The 16344-nt window shown below is 67.6% G+C and carries 16 protein-coding genes; 15 read left to right on the top strand and 1 reads right to left on the bottom strand.

What is annotated here, in order from left to right; all coding sequences use genetic code 11:
• Positions 1-7: 7 nt before the first annotated feature.
• Positions 8-199 (bottom strand): hypothetical protein, encoded by a 192-nt coding sequence (locus tag ACZ50N_RS08095; protein WP_464475112.1) that lies wholly within the window; start codon positions 197-199, stop codon positions 8-10.
• 92 nt (positions 200-291) lie between these two features.
• Here ACZ50N_RS08095 and ACZ50N_RS08090 point away from each other — a divergent pair, with 92 nt between their 5' ends.
• From ACZ50N_RS08090 to nuoN, 15 genes are all read left to right on the top strand, one after another.
• Positions 292-705 carry an Rv3143 family two-component system response regulator gene (locus ACZ50N_RS08090; protein WP_048425177.1) on the top strand — a complete coding sequence of 138 codons (414 nt, stop codon included), beginning with the start codon at positions 292-294 and terminating at the stop codon, positions 703-705.
• Between the two features lie 166 nt (positions 706-871).
• Positions 872-1246 carry an NADH-quinone oxidoreductase subunit A gene (locus tag ACZ50N_RS08085; protein WP_046362744.1) on the top strand — a complete coding sequence of 125 codons (375 nt, stop codon included), beginning with the start codon at positions 872-874 and terminating at the stop codon, positions 1244-1246.
• Positions 1237-1791, top strand: a complete 555-nt coding sequence (locus ACZ50N_RS08080) for a NuoB/complex I 20 kDa subunit family protein (protein ID WP_046362743.1) — start codon at positions 1237-1239, stop codon at positions 1789-1791. Before ACZ50N_RS08085 ends, ACZ50N_RS08080 begins: the two co-directional genes overlap by 10 nt.
• A 25-nt stretch (positions 1792-1816) precedes the next feature.
• Positions 1817-2497 carry an NADH-quinone oxidoreductase subunit C gene (locus tag ACZ50N_RS08075; RefSeq protein WP_464475609.1) on the top strand — a complete coding sequence of 227 codons (681 nt, stop codon included), beginning with the start codon at positions 1817-1819 and terminating at the stop codon, positions 2495-2497.
• Complete coding sequence (nuoD, locus tag ACZ50N_RS08070) at positions 2497-3825, top strand: NADH dehydrogenase (quinone) subunit D (protein ID WP_464468578.1); 1329 nt, start codon at positions 2497-2499, stop codon at positions 3823-3825. Before ACZ50N_RS08075 ends, nuoD begins: the two co-directional genes overlap by 1 nt.
• 2 nt (positions 3826-3827) lie before the next feature.
• Positions 3828-4700, top strand: coding sequence for an NADH-quinone oxidoreductase subunit NuoE (gene nuoE / locus ACZ50N_RS08065; protein ID WP_464475111.1), 873 nt, complete (start codon positions 3828-3830; stop codon positions 4698-4700).
• Entirely contained in the window at positions 4697-6016 is a 1320-nt protein-coding gene (gene nuoF / locus ACZ50N_RS08060; protein WP_464475110.1) for an NADH-quinone oxidoreductase subunit NuoF, read from the top strand. Before nuoE ends, nuoF begins: the two co-directional genes overlap by 4 nt.
• A gap of 93 nt (positions 6017-6109) precedes the next feature.
• Complete coding sequence (locus ACZ50N_RS08055) at positions 6110-8494, top strand: NADH-quinone oxidoreductase subunit G (RefSeq protein ID WP_464475109.1); 2385 nt, start codon at positions 6110-6112, stop codon at positions 8492-8494.
• Complete coding sequence (nuoH, locus tag ACZ50N_RS08050) at positions 8491-9720, top strand: NADH-quinone oxidoreductase subunit NuoH (RefSeq protein ID WP_464475108.1); 1230 nt, start codon at positions 8491-8493, stop codon at positions 9718-9720. The genes ACZ50N_RS08055 and nuoH overlap by 4 nt, the downstream gene beginning before the upstream one ends.
• A complete protein-coding gene (nuoI, locus tag ACZ50N_RS08045) occupies positions 9713-10243 on the top strand; it encodes an NADH-quinone oxidoreductase subunit NuoI (protein ID WP_464475107.1) in 531 nt (176 codons plus the stop codon). Before nuoH ends, nuoI begins: the two co-directional genes overlap by 8 nt.
• Before the next feature lie 3 nt (positions 10244-10246).
• Entirely contained in the window at positions 10247-11017 is a 771-nt protein-coding gene (locus ACZ50N_RS08040; RefSeq protein ID WP_464475106.1) for an NADH-quinone oxidoreductase subunit J, read from the top strand.
• The gene (gene nuoK, locus ACZ50N_RS08035) at positions 11014-11313 is read left to right on the top strand and encodes an NADH-quinone oxidoreductase subunit NuoK (RefSeq protein ID WP_046364397.1); all 300 of its coding nucleotides are present in this window, start codon (positions 11014-11016) and stop codon (positions 11311-11313) included. Before ACZ50N_RS08040 ends, nuoK begins: the two co-directional genes overlap by 4 nt.
• Entirely contained in the window at positions 11313-13193 is a 1881-nt protein-coding gene (nuoL, locus tag ACZ50N_RS08030; RefSeq protein WP_464475105.1) for an NADH-quinone oxidoreductase subunit L, read from the top strand. Before nuoK ends, nuoL begins: the two co-directional genes overlap by 1 nt.
• Entirely contained in the window at positions 13187-14764 is a 1578-nt protein-coding gene (locus ACZ50N_RS08025) for an NADH-quinone oxidoreductase subunit M (RefSeq protein WP_133413335.1), read from the top strand. The genes nuoL and ACZ50N_RS08025 overlap by 7 nt, the downstream gene beginning before the upstream one ends.
• The gene (gene nuoN / locus ACZ50N_RS08020) at positions 14761-16335 is read left to right on the top strand and encodes an NADH-quinone oxidoreductase subunit NuoN (protein WP_464475104.1); all 1575 of its coding nucleotides are present in this window, start codon (positions 14761-14763) and stop codon (positions 16333-16335) included. The genes ACZ50N_RS08025 and nuoN overlap by 4 nt, the downstream gene beginning before the upstream one ends.
• Positions 16336-16344: the final 9 nt, after the last annotated feature.

Below are 16344 nucleotides of genomic sequence, written 5' to 3'. Positions count from 1 at the left end.
GTGCCGATCACCTCGCCGAGAGGGCCAGGACGTGCACGAGGGCACCGGACCGGGTGACGCGGCCGAGGCTGCGGACGTAGCGCTGCCGGTCGGCGTCGGCGAGCGCGACCACCGCAGGTGGGGGTTCGTCGATGACCCACGGCGGGGTCCGGCTGCTGTAGAAATTCTCGAACTGGCCGACTGGGGGCGTCCGGTCCATCTGGCCAGTACGGAAGCTGAACAACGCTCGAGGTCGAGACACCGGAGCCGAACAGCATCGCGGAGGCGGGCGCCGCGGCTACCATCGCGGCCATGGCGCTGCCCTCGTCACAGCCCGACCCGGTCACCTTGCGTGTGCTCGTCTACAGCGACAACCCGAGGACGCGGGAGCAGGTGCGGCTCGCACTGGGCAAGCGAGTGCACCCCGAGCTGCCCGAACTCAGCTACCTCGAGGTGGCCACCGGGCCGATGGTGATTAGGCAGATGGACGCCGGTGGATTCGATCTGGCGATCCTCGACGGAGAAGCCAGCCCGGTCGGCGGCATGGGCATCGCCAAGCAACTCAAGGACGAAGTCACGGACTGCCCGCCGGTGCTGGTCCTGACCGGCCGGCCGGACGACGCCTGGCTCGCCACCTGGTCGCGCGCCGAGGCCGCGGTCCCCCACCCGATCGATCCGATCCGGCTGGGCGACGCCGTCGTGTCGCTTTTACGGCCCCGTCAGTGACGCCAGCGGCACGTTAACGCGCTGTCACGCTTGCATTTTCGGGACGTTGCCACAGCGCGCTGATACTCCTTTAGCGATACTCATCAAAATGTGTGGCGTAGATCGCTATCGGGGTTAGGGTGTGGGAAAGCTCACATCGACAGCCCGCGAGGAGCTCTTACGCAGCATGAGCCTGTATACGCCGATCCTGGTGCTTGGTGCGATAGCTGCCGTGTTCGCCATCGGTTCGGTGGGCATCGCGGTCCTCATCGGTCCGCGGCGGTACAACCGCGCCAAGCTCGAGGCCTACGAGTGCGGCATCGAGCCGATGGACGCCGACGATCCCGCGGCGGCGGCCACGGGTCAGCGGTTCCCCATTCGCTACTACCTGACCGCGATGCTGTTCATCGTCTTCGACATCGAGATCGTGTTCCTGTACCCGTGGGCCGTCGCATTCGACAGTCTCGGGATGTTCGCGCTGGTCGAGATGCTGCTGTTCATGGTGATCGTCTTCGTCGCCTACGCCTACGTGTGGCGCAGAGGAGGCCTGCAATGGGACTAGAGGAACGGTTGCCCGGCGGCATCCTGCTCTCCACGGTGGAGGTAGTCGCGGGGTACGTGCGCAAGGGCTCCCTGTGGCCGGCCACATTCGGCCTGGCCTGCTGCGCCATCGAGATGATGGCGACGGCGGGACCGCGGTTCGACATCTCCCGCTTCGGCATGGAACGGTTCTCCGCGACGCCGCGGCAGGCCGATCTGATGATCGTCGCGGGGCGAGTCAGCCAGAAGATGGCCCCGGTGCTGCGCCAGATCTACGACCAGATGGCCGAGCCGAAATGGGTGCTGGCCATGGGTGTGTGTGCGTCCTCGGGTGGGATGTTCAACAACTACGCGGTGGTGCAGGGCGTCGACCACGTCGTGCCGGTCGACATCTACCTGCCCGGGTGCCCGCCCCGACCGGAGATGCTGTTGCACGCGATCCTCAAGCTGCACGACAAGATTCAGCAGATGCCCCTCGGCGTCAATCGCGAGGAGGCCATTAGAGCGGCCGAAGAGGCCGCGCTCGCCGTGCGGCCGACGATCGAGCTGAAGGGCTTGTTGAGGTGATGAGCGCTTGCGCGAAGAACAGACGATCATGACGGGCACCGAGGGGACCGGCCCCGAGGTGATCGGCGTGCGGCGCGGCATGTTCGGCGCCACGGGCAGCGGCGACACCTCCGGCTACGGTCGGTTGATCCGGCCGGTGGCGCTGCCCGGGAGCACGCCGCGGCCCTACGGCGGCTACTTCGACGACATCGTCGACGCACTGAGCGCCGCGCTCGGCGACGACACGACAGCCGAGGCGATCGAGAGGGTCATCGTGTATCGCGATGAACTCACTCTCGAGGTGCACCGCGAGAGACTGGTCGCGGTCGCGCAGGCGCTGCGTGACGACTCCGCACTGCGCTTCGAACTGTGTCTCGGGGTCAGCGGAGTGCACTATCCCGACGACACGGGGCGGGAGCTGCATGCGGTCTACCCGCTGATGTCGATCACCCACAATCGCCGCGTTCGCGTGGAAGTGGCTGCGCCCGACGATGATCCACACATCCCGTCGTTGTTCTCGGTCTATCCGACCACCGACTGGCACGAACGCGAGACCTACGACTTCTTCGGCATCATCTTCGACGGGCATCCCGCGCTGACCAGGATCGAGATGCCCGACGACTGGGTCGGGCATCCGCAGCGCAAGGACTATCCGCTCGGCGGCGTGCCGGTGGAGTACCACGGCGCCCAGATCCCCCCGCCCGATCAGCGGAGGTCCTACAACTGATGACCACCTCAGCGCACCGCCCGGAGAGGGTGGTCGTCGTCGGCGGCCAGGACTGGGACCAGGTCGTCACCGCCGCCCGCGAGAACGCCGCCGAGCACGCCGGTGAGCGGATCGTCGTCAACATGGGCCCGCAGCACCCGTCGACGCACGGCGTGCTTCGCCTGATCCTCGAGATCGAAGGCGAGACGATCGTCGAGGCCCGGTGCGGCATCGGCTATCTGCACACCGGCATCGAGAAGAACCTCGAATTCCGCACCTGGACACAGGGAGTCACGTTCGTCACCCGGATGGACTATCTCTCACCGTTCTTCAACGAGACGGTGTACTGCCTGGGCGTGGAGAAGCTGCTCGACGTCACCGACGCGATTCCCGAGAGGGCGTCGGTCATCCGGGTGATGATGATGGAGCTCAACCGGATCTCCAGCCACCTGGTCGCCCTGGCCACCGGCGGCATGGAATTGGGCGCGATGACGGCGATGTTCCTCGGCTTCCGCGAGCGAGAACTGATCCTGTCGGTGTTCGAGACGATCACCGGCCTGCGAATGAACAACGCCTACATCCGCCCCGGTGGTGTGGCGGTCGATCTGCCCGACGAGGCCATGCCGCAGCTACACGAGCTGTTGACGCTGCTGCCCGAACGTCTGCGCGACCTGGAGAATCTCCTCAACGAGAACTACATCTGGAAGGCGCGGACCGTCGGGGTCGGCTATCTGGACCTGACCGGATGCATGGCGTTGGGCATCACCGGCCCGGTGCTGCGCTCGACGGGCCTCCCCCACGATCTGCGCAAGACGCAGCCGTACTGCGGGTACGAGACGTACGACTTCGACGTCATCACCGACGATCGCTGTGACTCCTACGGGCGCTACCTGATTCGGGTCAAGGAGATGCGCGAGTCTATCAAGATCGTCGAGCAGTGCGTCGAGCGTCTCGAGGGACTCGCGGGGGCGCCGGTGATGATCGACGACAAGAAGCTCGCGTGGCCCGCCGACCTGAAGGTGGGTCCGGATGGTCTGGGCAATTCCGGTGAGCACGTCGCCAAGATCATGGGGCGGTCGATGGAGGGCCTGATCCATCACTTCAAGATCGTCACCGAAGGGTTCCGCGTGCCCGCCGGGCAGGTGTACACCGCCGTCGAATCCCCGCGCGGGGAACTCGGCGTGCACATGGTCTCCGACGGCGGGACGCGCCCGTACCGCGTGCACTACCGCGATCCATCGTTCACGAATCTGCAGGCCGTGGCGGCGATGTGCGAGGGCGGCATGGTCGCCGACGCGATCGCGGCGGTGGCGTCGATCGATCCGGTGATGGGCGGGGTGGACAGGTAGTCATGAGCGTATTTCTCGAACTCGGCCAGCGTCCCGACGAACCGGGCCCGCCGATCCACGGGCCGGCCACGTATCCGGCCGACGTGACGGAGCGGTTGACGCGCGACGCCACCGGAATCGTCGGCCGTTACCCCTACGCGCGGTCGGCGCTGCTGCCGCTGCTGCATCTGGTGCAGGCCGAGGACGGCTATCTGACTCCCGCCGGAATCGCTTTCTGCGCAGAGCACTTGAGCTTGACGCCGGCCGAGGTGACGGCTGTCGCGACGTTCTATTCGATGTACCGCCGCACTCCCACCGGAGACTATCTGGTGGGAGTGTGTACGAACACACTGTGCGCAGTGATGGGCGGGGACGCGATCCTCGACACACTGCAGGAGCGCCTGGGAATCCTCGCCGGGCAGAGCACGCCGGACGGCCGGATCACGTTGGAGCACGTCGAGTGCAACGCGGCCTGCGACTACGCGCCGGTGGTGATGGTGAACTGGGAGTTCTTCGACAACCAGACCCCGTCGTCGGCGCGCGATCTGGTGGACGCCTTGCAGGCCGGTCAGGCGCCGACACCGTCGCGCAGCGAGTCGCTGTGCACGTTCCGCGAGACCGCGAGAACGCTTGCCGGCGTTGATGATTCCATCGGCACCGACACCGCGGGCCCGGGGCCCGCGACATTGGCCGGCCTGCGGATCGCCCGCGAACGCGGGATGAGCGCGCCGGATGCCGACGCGCCCGCCAGCGACAGCACCTCCGACGCACCCGGCCACGACCAGGCCGAAGCCACCGAGTCCGTGAAAGACCAGCCGGCGCCCGCCCCGTCGGCCGAGGTACCCGCACGCGGGCAGACCGCTGACACCGATCCCACCGCGACGGACGCCTCATGACCCCACTGACGCCCGTTTTCAGCAGCTTCTGGGACGAACCGCAGCCCTGGACCATGGACACCTACCGCCGGCACGGTGGCTACGAAGCGCTCGGCAAGGCGTTGGCGATGGGACCCGACGACGTCATCACCCTGGTCAAGGATTCTGGGCTGCGCGGACGCGGGGGCGCGGGCTTCCCGACGGGCACGAAGTGGTCGTTCATCCCCCAAGGGGGTGAGGGCGCGGCGGCCAAGCCGCACTACCTGGTGATCAACGCCGACGAGTCGGAACCCGGCACCTGCAAAGACATGCCGCTGCTGCTGACCACGCCGCACTTCCTGGTCGAGGGCGCCATCATCGCGGCGTATGCGATCCGTGCCCACCACGCATTCATCTATCTGCGCGGCGAGGTGGTCCCGGTGTTGCGGCGGCTGCAGGCCGCGGTCGCGGAGGCGTACGGCGCCGGGTATCTGGGCACCGACATCGGCGGGTCCGGCTTCGATCTGGAGCTCGTGGTGCACGCCGGCGCGGGCGCCTACATCTGCGGCGAGGAGACCGCGCTGCTGGACTCGCTGGAGGGGCGGCGGGGGCAGCCGCGGCTGCGGCCGCCGTTCCCCGCCGTGGCCGGTCTGTACGCCTGCCCGACGGTGGTCAACAATGTCGAGTCGATCGCCAGCGTGCCGCCGATCCTGCGCAACGGGGTGGACTGGTTCCGGTCGATGGGCTCGGAGAAGTCGCCCGGTTTCACGCTGTACTCGCTGTCGGGCCATGTCACGACGCCGGGCCAGTACGAGGCGCCGCTGGGCATCACGCTGCGCGAGCTGCTCGATTACGCCGGCGGGGTGCGCGCCGGTCACGAGCTGAAGTTCTGGACTCCGGGCGGGTCGTCGACGCCGCTGTTGACCGCCGAACACCTCGACGTGCCTCTCGATTACGAGGGGATGGCAGGTGTCGGGTCGATGCTGGGCACCAAGGCTCTGCAGATCTTCGACGAGACGACGTGTGTGGTGCGCGCGGTGCGGCGCTGGACGCAGTTCTACGCGCACGAGTCGTGCGGCAAGTGCACACCGTGCCGGGAGGGCACCTACTGGCTGGCGCAGATCTACGAGCGGCTGGAGGCGGGGCGCGGCACCGAAGAGGATCTCGACAAGCTGCTCGACATCTCCGACAACATCTTCGGCAAGTCGTTCTGCGCCCTCGGCGACGGCGCGGCGAGCCCGATCCTGTCTTCACTCAAGTACTTCCGCGGCGAATACGAGGCTCATCTGGGCGGAGCCGGGTGCCCGTTCGACCCGTACGCGTCGATGCTGGCGGCCCCGGAAGGAGTAGGCGCGTGAGGCTGAGTTTTTCCGCGAGCAGACACAAACTCGAGTGGACACGCCGCGAAACTGCTCGAGTTCGCGTCTGCTCGCCGGAAGAGAGGGGCACGCATGACGCTGGCTGAGCACAGTCACGACGCCCCGGCAGTCGAGATGGTCACGCTGACCATCGACGGCACCGAGGTCAGCGTCCCCAAGGGCACGTTGGTGATCCGCGCCGCCGAGCTGATGGGCGTGCAGATCCCCCGCTTCTGCGACCATCCGCTCCTCGATCCCGTCGGCGCATGCCGGCAGTGCCTGGTGGAGGTCGAAGGACAACGAAAGCCGTTGGCGTCGTGCACCACGACCGTCTCGCCCGACATGGTGGTGCGCACCCAGCTCACCTCCGAAGCCGCCGACAAAGCGCAGCACGGGGTGATGGAACTGCTGCTGATCAATCACCCGCTGGACTGCCCGATCTGCGACAAGGGTGGCGAGTGCCCGCTGCAGAACCAGGCGATGGCGCACGGCCGCAGCGAAACCCGCTTCGAAGGCACCAAGCGCACGTTCCCCAAGCCGATCGCGATCTCGTCGGAGGTGCTCCTCGATCGCGAGCGGTGTGTGCTCTGCGCGCGCTGCACCCGGTTCTCCGATCAGATCGCCGGTGACCGGTTCATCGACCTGCTCGAACGCGGGGCGAGCCAGCAGGTCGGCATCGCGACCGGTGAGCCGTTCCAGTCGTATTTCTCGGGGAACACCGTGCAGATCTGCCCCGTCGGCGCACTGACGGGCACGGCCTACCGGTTTCGCGCGCGGCCGTTCGACCTGGTGTCCAGCCCGAGCGTGTGCGAGCACTGCGCCTCGGGCTGCGCGCAACGCACCGACCATCGCCGCGGAAAGGTCCTGCGCCGTCTCGCCGGTGACGACCCTGAGGTCAACGAAGAGTGGAACTGCGACAAGGGCCGCTGGGCGTTCGCCTACGCCACGGCGGGCGATCGCATCACCACCCCGCTGCTGCGCGAGGACGACGTGCTGCGTCCCGCGTCGTGGTCCGAGGCATTGAGCGTCGCGGCCGGGCGCCTCGCTGCGGCAGCGGGTCGCGCCGGGGTGCTCGTCGGCGGCCGCTGCACCGCCGAGGATGCCTACGCCTACTCGAAGTTCACTCGGATCGTGTTGGGCAGCAACGACATAGATTTCCGTGTCCGTCCGCACAGCGCCGAGGAGACGGCGTTCCTCGGCGCGCACGTGGCGGGCCTGCCGATGGACGTCACATACTCGGATCTGGAGAACGCGCCGGCTGTACTGCTCGCCGGCTTCGAACCCGAAGACGAGTCGCCGATCATGTTCCTGCGGCTGCGCAAAGCGGTGCGCAAGCGCGGACTCCAGGTGCTGTCGGTGGCGCCGTTCGCCTCGCGCGGACTGCGCAAGCTGTCCGGCGAGTTGGTGTCCGCCGTTCCCGGCGCAGAGGCCGCGGCGATCGACGAGCTGGCCGACAACGCCCTGCTCGCGATGCCGGGAGCGCTGATCCTCGTCGGGGAACGGCTCGCCTCCGCACCCGGAGCGTTGTCCGCGGCCGCGCGACTGGCGGCGAGCACCGGGGCGCGGCTGGCATGGGTGCCGCGCCGGGCCGGAGACCGGGGCGCTGTGGACGCCGGAGTCCTGCCTACCCTGCTGCCCGGCGGCCGCCCGGTGCGTGACGACGCCGCCCGCGCGGCGATGGCTCAGGAATGGCACGTCGACGCGCTGCCCACGAATCCGGGACGCGACACCGCCGGCATCCTCGCGGCCGCCGCCACCGGTGAGCTGCAGGCGCTGCTGGTCGGCGGTGTCGACCTCGACGACCTGCCTGATCCCGCGGCGGCGCGCGCCGCACTCGACGCGGCGCCGTTCGTCGTGAGCCTGGAGCTGCGGCAGAGCGCCGTGACCGATCGCGCCGACGTGGTGTTCCCCGTCGCTCCGGTGGTGGAGAAGGCCGGCTCGTTCGTCAACTGGGAGGGCCGAATTCGGCCGTTCGAACCGTCCCTGCACACCAACGCGCTGTCCGACTTCCGGGTCCTCGGCTTCCTCGCCGACGAGCTCGGCATCGACCTCGGCACCTCCTCGGCGACAGCCCTTGCCGAAGATAGGGCCCGCGTGGGTCTGTGGTCGGGAACACGGGACGGCATCGACCTGCCCGGTTCCCAGACATCCGAGCCGGCTGCCGGTCAGGCGATCCTGGCGACCTGGCGGCTCCTGCTCGACCGGGGCCGGTTGCAGGACGGTGAACCGCACCTCGCGGGAACCGCACACGCAGCGGTGGCACGGATGTCGGCGGCGACCGCCGCCGAGATCGACGCCGAACCCGGCGATCCGGTGACGCTGTCCACCGAGCGGGGCTCCATCACGCTGCCACTGGCGGTGACCGAGATGGCCGACCGGGTGGTCTGGGTGCCGACGAACTCGCCGGGGTCGACGGTGCACGCGAGCCTGGGCGTCACATCGGGCGCTGTGGTGACGATCGGGCGGGGGCAGCCGTGACATATCCCGATCCCACACTCTTCGGCCACGATCCGTGGTGGCTGATCCTCGCCAAAGCGCTGGGCATCTTCGTGTTCCTGCTGCTGACGGTGCTCGTCGCGATCCTGCTGGAACGAAAGATCCTGGGCCGCATGCAGATGCGGCTGGGTCCGAATCGGGTGGGCCCGTGGGGGTTGCTGCAGTCGCTGGCCGACGGGGTCAAGCTCGCGCTCAAGGAGGGCCTCATCCCCGCCGGGGTGGACAAGTGGATCTACCTCGCCGCCCCGGTCATCTCGGTGATCCCCGCGTTCATGGCTTTCGCCGTGATCCCCATGGGCGGGGAGATCTCGGTGTTCGGGCACCGCACCGCCCTGCAGTTGACCGATCTGCCGGTGGCCGTGCTCTACATCCTGGCTGTCACCTCGATCGGGGTGTACGGGATCGTGCTCGCGGGCTGGGCATCCGGCTCGGTGTATCCGCTGCTGGGCGGCCTGAGGTCGTCGGCGCAGGTGGTCTCCTACGAGATCGCGATGGCGCTGTCGTTCGCAGCGGTGTTCATCTACTCGGGCACCATGTCGACCTCGGGCATCGTTGCCGCCCAGGAGAACACCTGGTTCGTGTTCCTGCTGCTGCCGTCGTTCCTGGTGTACCTGACCTCGATGGTGGGTGAAACCAACCGGGCGCCTTTCGATCTGCCCGAAGCCGAGGGCGAACTCGTCGGCGGCTTCCACACCGAGTACTCGTCGCTGAAGTTCGCGATGTTCATGCTCGCCGAGTACGTCAACATGACCACCGTGTCGGCGTTGGCCACCACGCTGTTCCTCGGCGGGTGGCACGCGCCGTGGCCGGTGAGCCTGTGGGACGGCGCCAACCACGGCTGGTGGCCGCTGCTGTGGTTCACCGCCAAGGTCTGGGTGTTCCTGTTCGTGTTCATGTGGCTGCGCGCGACCCTGCCCCGGCTTCGCTACGACCAGTTCATGGCGTTGGGCTGGAAGCTCCTGATCCCGGTGTCCCTGGCGTGGATCATGGTCGTCGCCGTCACCCGGTCCCTCGGCGACGAAGGTCTGCCGACGTGGGTGACCGCGCTGATCGGTCTTGCCGCGGTCGTGCTCGCGGCGCTGGGGACGTTCGCGTGGCGTTCGCGGCGTGCGCGCCGGGAAGCGGCCTCCCCCACCACAGTCCCCCCGGCGGTGTCCGGCGCCTTCCCGGTGCCCCCGATACCCCAGAAGGAGCGTGCCGATGCCTAAGTTCCTCGACGCGGTCGCAGGATTCGCCGTCACCTTCGGGTCGATGTTCAAAAAGCCTGTCACCGAGGAGTATCCGGAGAAGCCCGGACCCGTCGCGAAGCGTTACCACGGCCGGCACCAACTCAACCGGTATCCCGACGGTCTCGAGAAGTGCATCGGGTGTGAGTTGTGCGCCTGGGCCTGCCCGGCCGACGCCATCTTCGTCGAAGGCGCCGACAACACCGAGGCGGAACGATTCTCCCCCGGCGAGCGGTACGGCCGGGTCTATCAGATCAACTATCTACGGTGCATCGGCTGCGGGCTGTGCATCGAGGCGTGCCCGACCCGCGCGCTGACCATGACCAACGATTACGAGCTGGCCGACGACAACCGGTCCGATCTGATCTACGGCAAGGACAAGCTCCTCGCCCCACTGAGCGAGGGTATGGAGGCGCCGCCGCACGCCATGGCTCCGGGGAGCACCGACGACGACTACTACCTGGGCCGTATCGACGGCACCGTGAATCCGCTGGATGCGCGGTGACCCATGGGTGAGGCGGTGCTGTTCTGGGTTCTCGGCGCGGTCGCGGTGATCGGTGCGTTGGGCGTCGTATCGGCGCCGAAGGCGGTGTATTCGGCGATCTCGCTGGCCGTGACGATGATCGCGCTGGCGGTGCTCTACATCGCGCAGGACGCCCCGTTCCTCGGCGTCGTGCAGGTGGTGGTGTACACGGGCGCGGTGATGATGCTGTTCCTGTTCGTGCTGATGCTGATCGGCGTGGATTCCTCGGAGTCACTGGTGGAAACGCTGCGCGGCCAACGTGTCTCGGCGATCGTGGTCGGTATCGGTTTCGGCGTGCTGCTCATCGCCGGGATCGGCACCGTGTCGACGAACGGGTTCACCGGTCTGGCACAGGCCAATGCTCCATCCTCGGGTCGCTCGGCGAGCCTCGCTTCCGAAGGCAACGTCGAAGGTCTGGCGGTCCTGCTGTTCACGAAATACCTGTGGGCGTTCGAGCTGACCGGTGCCCTGCTGATCACGGCTGCACTGGGCGCGATGGTGCTCGCCCACCGCGAGCGGTTCGAGCGCCGGAAGACCCAGCGGGAGCTCGCGATCGAGCGGTTCGCGCCGGGTGGTCATCCCACCACGCTGCCCAATCCCGGCGTGTACGCCCGCCACAACGCCGTCGACGTCCCCGCGCGACTGCCGGACGGACGCGGTTCGGAACTGTCGGTGAGTGCGATCCTGCAGATACGCCCCGTGCCCGGCGATGACCGTCCGGCCGACTCCACAAACGGACACCGGGAGCTGCGATGAATCCCGAGTACTACCTGTACCTGTCGGCACTGCTGTTTACCATCGGTGCCGCCGGAGTCCTGTTGCGCCGCAATGCCATCGTCATGTTCATGTGCATCGAGCTGATGCTCAACGCCGGCAACCTGGCGTTCGTCGCGTTCTCCCGGATGCACGGCACCCTCGACGGACAGGTCGTCGCATTCTTCACGATGGTCGTCGCGGCCTGTGAGGTCGTGATCGGGTTGGCGATCATCATGACCATCTTCCGGACGCGGCGCTCAGCAAATGTGGACGACGCCAGCCTGCTGAGGAACTGATGAACCTTCCCGTGTGGCTGCTCATCGCCCTGCCGTTGGGCGGCGCGGCCGTGCTGTTGCTGGGCGGCCGCCGCACCGACCGGTGGGGCCATCTGCTGGGTACGGTCGCCGCGCTGGCGTCGTTCGCCTGCGCGGCAGCGATGTTCGTCGCGATGGTGAGCCGCGAGGCGGAGCAACGGGCCGTGCACGAGACGCTGTTCAGCTGGGTGCCGGTGGGCGCCTTGCACGTGGACTTCGGTCTGCAGCTCGACCAATTGTCGATGTGCTTTGCGCTGTTGATCACCGGCGTGGGATCGCTGATCCACATCTATTCGATCGGGTACATGTCCCACGACCCGGACCGCCGCCGCTTTTTCGCCTACCTCAACCTGTTCCTGTCGGCGATGCTGCTGTTGGTGTTGGCCGACAACTATCTCGGCCTCTACATGGGCTGGGAGGGCGTGGGTCTGGCGTCCTATCTGCTCATCGGCTTCTGGTCGCACAAGCCCTCGGCCGCCACGGCGGCCAAGAAGGCGTTCGTCGTCAACCGGGTCGGTGACATCGGCCTGGCCGTGGCGCTGATGGTCATGTTCTCGGCGCTGGGCGCCGTGTCGTTCGAGGCCGTGTTCAGCGCCGCACCGCAACTGGGCGAGGGGACGTTGACGGCGATCGGCCTGATGCTGCTGCTCGCCGCGTGCGGCAAGTCGGCGCAGGTGCCGCTGCAGTCGTGGCTCGGCGATGCGATGGAGGGGCCCACCCCGGTGTCGGCGCTGATCCACGCCGCCACCATGGTCACCGCCGGTGTGTACCTGATCGTGCGGTCCGCGCCGGTCTACGACCTCGCGCCGCACGCACAGACCGCGGTGGTGGTCGTCGGCGCGGTCACCCTGTTGTTCGGTGCGATCATCGGGTGCGCCAAGGACGACATCAAGAAGGCCTTGGCCGCATCGACGATGAGCCAGATCGGCTACATGGTGCTGGCTGCCGGCCTCGGCCCGGCCGGCTATGCGTTCGCGATCATGCACCTGCTCACCCACGGCTTCTTCAAGGCCGGCCTGTTCCTCGGCGCCGGTTCGGTGATGCACGCGATGGACGACGAGGTGAACATGCGCCGCTACGGCGGTCTGCGCAAGGCCCTTCCGGTCACGTTCGTGACGTTCGGGCTGGGCTACCTCGCGATCATCGGCATTCCGCCACTGGCCGGGTTCTTCTCCAAGGACGGCATCATCGAGGCCGCGCTGGGCGCCGGCGGCGTCAAGGGCGTGTTCCTCGGCGCGGCAACGATTCTGGGCGCCGGCATCACCGCGTTCTACATGACGCGGGTGATGCTGATGACGTTCTTCGGGGAGAAGCGCTGGGCCGAGAAGTCGCATCCCCACGAGGCGCCCGCGGTGATGACGTGGCCGATGATCCTGTTGGCCGTCGGTTCGGTGGCTGCCGGCGGCGCGCTGGCGATCGGTGGCACGTTGCAGCACTGGCTGGAACCTGTCGTCGGGGCGCACGAGGCACACCATGTGCTGCCGGTGTGGGTGGTGACCGTGGTCGTGCTGGCCGTCGTCGCGGTGGGCATCGCGATCGCCTACCGGATGTACGGCAGCCGCGCGGTGCCCGACGAGGCGCCGCAGGGTTCGGCGTTGACGGTCGCGGCGCGGCGCGACCTCTACGGCGACGCCTTCAACGAACGCGTGCTGATGACGCCGGGCGCGCAACTGACCAGGGGGCTCACCGAATTGGACGACGAGGTGGTCGACGGCGCCGCCGGTGGCCTGGCCGCGGCGATCAGCCGGGTCTCTGACGGCCTGCGCGGAACGCAGACGGGTTTCGCCCGCTCCTATGCGCTGTCGATGCTCGCCGGCGCGACGTTCGTCGTCGCCCTGATCCTGGCGGTGAACCTGTGGTGACGGCACCGTGGTTGACGGTCCTGTGGGCGGTCCCGATGGTGGGCGCCGTGGTGGTCATGCTGCTGCCCGCGGCGGCACGCTCGCTCGCGAAGTGGGTCGCCCTCGCGGTGAGCGTGGTGGTCCTCGCGGTCACCGCGGTCGTCGCGCTCGGCTTCGACCCCGGCGGCGAGCAGTACCAGTTCGTCGAGAACTACCGCTGGATACCGTCTTTCGGCACCGGATACATCCTCGGTGTCGACGGCATCGCACTGGCTCTGGTCGTGTTGACCGCGGTGCTGGTACCGCTGCTGATCGTCGCCGGCTGGAATGACGCCGGGGATCGGATCAGCTGGGGCGGCCGCTCGGTGCACGTCTACTTCGCGCTGACGCTGGCCGTCGAGAGCATGGTGTTGATCTCACTGGTCTCTCTCGACATCCTGCTGTTCTACGTGTTCTTCGAGGCCATGCTGATCCCGATGTACTTCCTCATCGGCGGGTTCGGCGGCCGTGAACGCAGCCGGGCAGCGGTGAAGTTCCTGTTGTACAACCTCTTCGGCGGTCTGATCATGCTGGCCGCCGTCGTCGGCCTCTACGTGGCGACCGCCTCGAGTGACGCGTTCGACGCCGGCACCTTCGACCTGCGGGCCATCGTCGCCGCGGTCGCGAGCGGCGACTTCGTGATGAACCCGATGATCATGCACCTGCTCTTCGGCGGGTTCATGTTCGCGTTTGCGATCAAGGCCCCGCTGTGGCCCCTGCACCGCTGGCTGCCCGACGCAGCCGTCGAGGCGACTCCCGCGAGCGCGGTGCTGATGATGGCGATCATGGACAAGGTCGGCACGTTCGGCATGATCAGGTACTGCCTCACGCTGTTCCCGGACTCGGCCACCTATTTCAGTCCGCTCATCATCACACTGGCGGTCATCGGGATCATCTACGGCGCCGTCGTCGCGATCGGCCAGACCGATGTGATGAGGCTGATCGCCTACACGTCCATCTCGCACTTCGGCTTCATCATCCTGGGCATCTTCGTGATGACCAGCCAGGGTCAGGCGGGATCGACGCTCTACATGGTCAATCACGGCATCTCGACGGCGGCGCTGTTCCTGATCGCCGGATTCCTGGTGTCGCGCCGGGGGTCCCGCCTCATCAGCGCCTACGGCGGTGTCCAGAAGGTCGCGCCCGTGCTGGCCGGCACCTTCCTGGTCGCCGGCCTGGCCACGCTGTCGCTGCCGGGCCTGGCACCGTTCATCAGTGAATTCCTGGTGTTGATCGGCACGTTCACCCGCTATCCCGTGTTCGGCGTGCTGGCCGCCAGCGCGCTCGTGCTCTCCGCGATCTACATCCTGTGGACGTATCAGCGGATGATGACCGGTCCGACGCCGGAGTCTTTGGCCCACGGCGACTCTCGTCTCACCGACCTGCGACCGCGCGAACTCGTCGTCGTCGCACCGCTGATCGCGCTGCTGCTGGTCCTCGGGGTGTACCCCAAGCCTGCGCTGGACGTTATCGACCCCGCGGTGACACACACACTGACGACGATCGACCGACCCGACCCGACACCTCGAACGGCGGAAGGACCGGTGCGATGACCCTTCCCACGCCGTCAGTCGAATACAGCCTGATCGCCCCGATGCTCATCGTGTTCGGCGCGGCGGTCCTCGGCGTGCTCCTGGAAGCGCTTCTGCCGCGCCAGCACCGGTATCGCGCCCAGATTACGCTCAGCCTGGTGGCGCTACTCGGCGCGTTCGTCGCGGTCGTGCTGGTGGCCCGAGACATCGCAGGCGGCAACGGCTCATCCGCCGTGATGGGCGCGGTGTCGATCGACAAGCCGGCATTGTTCCTGCAGGCCACCATCCTGCTGGTGGCTGTTCTCGGCGTGCTACTCATCGGTGAGCGCCGTATCGCCCTGCCGGACCGGGCCGAGGGTCGCGCGGGATTGGATGCCTTCACCCCGCAGGCCTCCGCGGTCGCCGGCAGTGTCGCCGAGAAGCAGGCCACCGCAGCGGGTGTCATCCAAACCGAGGTCTTCCCGTTGACGATGTTCGCCGTCGGCGGGATGCTGCTCTTCCCCGCGGCCAACGACCTGCTGACCATGTTCATCGCACTGGAGGTGCTCTCACTCCCGCTGTACCTGCTGTGCGGGTTGGCGCGCCGCCGGCGGCTGCTGTCCCAGGAATCGTCGCTGAAGTACTTCCTGCTGGGCGCGTTCTCGTCGGCGTTCTTCCTGTACGGCGCCGCGATGCTGTACGGCTATGCCGGCACGCTGTCGCTTCCGGGGATCGCCGACGCGGTGGCAGCCGATCAGGGCACACCGTCGCTCGCGCTGGTCGGGATCGCGCTGCTGTTGGTGGGGGTGCTGTTCAAAGTCGGTGCGGTGCCGTTCCATTCCTGGATTCCCGACGTGTATCAGGGCGCGCCGACACCGATCACGGCGTTCATGGCCGCCGCCACCAAGGTGGCCGCGTTCGGCGCGATGCTGCGGGTGTTCTCGGTGGCTCTGCCCGGCCTGCACGATGATTGGCGCCCGGTGCTGTGGGCGGTCGCGATCGCCACGATGGCGGTGGGCACCATCACCGCCGTCACGCAGAACGACGTGAAGCGCATCCTGGCGTACTCCGCGGTCGCACACAGCGGGTTCATCCTGACCGGTGTCGTCGCGGGCACCGAGTCGGGTCTGTCCGCGACGCTGTTCTATCTGTTCGCCTACGGGTTTTCCACGGTCGGCGCGTTCGCGGTGGTGAGCCTGGTGCGCGACGCCGACGGCGAGGAGGAGACCGCGTTGGCGCGGTGGGCCGGACTGGGTAAGCGGTATCCACTGGTGGGCATCGTGTTCTCGCTGTTCCTGTTGGCATTCGCCGGCATCCCGCTGACCAGTGGATTCGTCAGCAAGTTCGCGGTGTTCAAGGCGGCCGGCGAAGGCGGGGCGATCCCGTTGGTGGTCGTCGGTGTGATCGCCAGCGCGATCGCCGCGTACTTCTACGTGCGGGTGATCGTGTTGATGTTCTTCACCGACCGACCCGACGACGCTCCGACGGTGGTGGTCCCCAGTGCGCTGACGACGGGCGTCGTCGCGGTGACCGCGATCGTGACGTTCCTGCTCGGTGCGCTGCCGCAACCGCTGCTCGACGTGGTCGACGCGGCGGGCCGTTTCCTGCCCTGATGGGCCCCG

It is taken from the genome of Mycolicibacterium obuense (assembly GCF_055397605.1).
The sequence above is the reverse complement of the archived record's forward strand: the minus strand, read 5'-3'. Positions and strand labels throughout refer to the sequence as shown.

Excerpts from the sequence above, each read along its gene's own strand:
- ACZ50N_RS08095 (WP_464475112.1), bottom strand. The coding sequence starts at position 199 with ATGGACCGGACGCCCCCAGTCGGCCAGTTCGAGAATTTCTACAGCAGC.
- ACZ50N_RS08090 (WP_048425177.1), top strand. The coding sequence starts at position 292 with ATGGCGCTGCCCTCGTCACAGCCCGACCCGGTCACCTTGCGTGTGCTC.
- ACZ50N_RS08085 (WP_046362744.1), top strand. The coding sequence starts at position 872 with ATGAGCCTGTATACGCCGATCCTGGTGCTTGGTGCGATAGCTGCCGTG.
- ACZ50N_RS08080 (WP_046362743.1), top strand. The coding sequence starts at position 1,237 with ATGGGACTAGAGGAACGGTTGCCCGGCGGCATCCTGCTCTCCACGGTG.
- nuoD (WP_464468578.1), top strand. The coding sequence starts at position 2,497 with ATGACCACCTCAGCGCACCGCCCGGAGAGGGTGGTCGTCGTCGGCGGC.
- nuoE (WP_464475111.1), top strand. The coding sequence starts at position 3,828 with ATGAGCGTATTTCTCGAACTCGGCCAGCGTCCCGACGAACCGGGCCCG.
- nuoF (WP_464475110.1), top strand. The coding sequence starts at position 4,697 with ATGACCCCACTGACGCCCGTTTTCAGCAGCTTCTGGGACGAACCGCAG.
- ACZ50N_RS08055 (WP_464475109.1), top strand. The coding sequence starts at position 6,110 with ATGACGCTGGCTGAGCACAGTCACGACGCCCCGGCAGTCGAGATGGTC.
- nuoI (WP_464475107.1), top strand. The coding sequence starts at position 9,713 with ATGCCTAAGTTCCTCGACGCGGTCGCAGGATTCGCCGTCACCTTCGGG.
- ACZ50N_RS08040 (WP_464475106.1), top strand. The coding sequence starts at position 10,247 with ATGGGTGAGGCGGTGCTGTTCTGGGTTCTCGGCGCGGTCGCGGTGATC.
- nuoK (WP_046364397.1), top strand. The coding sequence starts at position 11,014 with ATGAATCCCGAGTACTACCTGTACCTGTCGGCACTGCTGTTTACCATC.
- nuoL (WP_464475105.1), top strand. The coding sequence starts at position 11,313 with ATGAACCTTCCCGTGTGGCTGCTCATCGCCCTGCCGTTGGGCGGCGCG.
- nuoN (WP_464475104.1), top strand. The coding sequence starts at position 14,761 with ATGACCCTTCCCACGCCGTCAGTCGAATACAGCCTGATCGCCCCGATG.